This window comes from Streptomyces hainanensis, from assembly GCF_004348415.1.
GTDB classification, from domain to species: domain Bacteria; phylum Actinomycetota; class Actinomycetes; order Streptomycetales; family Streptomycetaceae; genus Streptomyces; species Streptomyces hainanensis.
In genome coordinates this window covers 1-1314 of the sequence record NZ_SMKI01000829.1, presented here as the reverse complement: position 1 = coordinate 1314, position 1314 = coordinate 1, and the positions used below count along the sequence as shown (strand labels likewise).

At 71.5% G+C, this 1314-nt stretch carries 1 protein-coding gene; it reads right to left on the bottom strand.

Annotated features, from left to right (window positions below):
- Positions 1-21: 21 nt before the first annotated feature.
- Positions 22-1173 carry a tRNA dihydrouridine synthase DusB gene (gene dusB / locus E1283_RS36255; protein ID WP_132822399.1) on the bottom strand — a complete coding sequence of 384 codons (1152 nt, stop codon included), beginning with the start codon at positions 1171-1173 and terminating at the stop codon, positions 22-24.
- Positions 1174-1314 lie beyond the last annotated feature (141 nt).

The window sequence follows — 1314 nt, the reverse complement described above, 5'->3', positions numbered from 1 at the left end:
GGGTGGGGGGAAACCCCCGGTTCAGCCACCCGACGTGGTGGACTCCGCCTCGCACCCCAACGCCGTCGCGTCCCACGGATCGGCGAGCCAGCCGTCCGGGAGGGCGACCCGGTTCTTGGCCGAGGTGCGGCCACGCGGGCCGTCCGCACCGGCCGGCCACGGCTGGTCCAGGTCCAACCCCTCCAGCAGGTCGGCGAGTTCGGCGAGCGACGCGGTGACGGCCAACCGGTTGCGCAGGGTCGCGCCGACCGAGAAGCCCTTGGTGTACCAGGCGACGTGCTTGCGGAAGTCGATGACGCCGCGCGACTCGTCGTCCAGCCACTCGCCGAGCAGCCGCGCGTGCCGCAGCATCACGTCGGCGACCTCCCGCAGCGCGGGCCGGTGCGCCGTGCCCACCTGGCCGTCGGGGGCGAGCGCCGCGACGAGGTCGGCGAAGAGCCAGGGGCGGCCGAGGCAGCCACGGCCGACGACGACGCCGTCGCAGCCGGTCTCCCGCATCATCCGCACCGCGTCGTCGGCCGACCAGATGTCGCCGTTGCCCAGTACGGGGATCTCCGGCACCGCCTCCTTGAGCCGGGCGATGGCCGACCAGTCGGCGGTGCCGCCGTAGTGCTGGGCGGCGGTCCTGCCGTGCAGGGCGATGGCGGTCACGCCCTCCTCGACCGCGATCCGGCCGGCGTCCAGGTAGGTGAGGTGGTCGTCGTCGATGCCCTTGCGCATCTTCATGGTGACGGGGAGGCCGCCCGCGTTGGCGACCGCGGCGCGCAGGATGGCGCGCAGCAGCGGCCGCTTGTAGGGGAGCGCGGAGCCGCCGCCGCGGCGGGTGACCTTGGGGACCGGGCAGCCGAAGTTGAGGTCGACGTGGTCGGCGAGGTCCTCGTCGGCGATCATGCGGACCGCCCGCCCGACCGTCTCCGGGTCGACGCCGTAGAGCTGGATGGACCGCGGCTTCTCCGCGTCGTCGAAGTGGATCAGCCGCATCGTCTTGTCGTTGCGCTCCACCAGGGCCCGGCTGGTGATCATCTCGCTGACGAAGAGCCCTCGGCCGCCGCTGAACTCGCGGCAGAGCGTGCGGAAGGGCGCGTTGGTGATGCCGGCCATGGGCGCGAGCACCACGGGCGGGTCCACCGCGTGGGGGCCGATCTGGAGCGTCATCCCGCCATTCTCCCGCATGGCTGAGGTGCCGGTGGGATCGGATGACAGAGATGGGATGACAGAAAGCGACTGACAGAAAACAGCTGACAAAAATTGCAATCTGTCAGCTGATATGTGACGCTCGCCGTATGACACCTCCCCCCGCCACCCCCTCTCCGT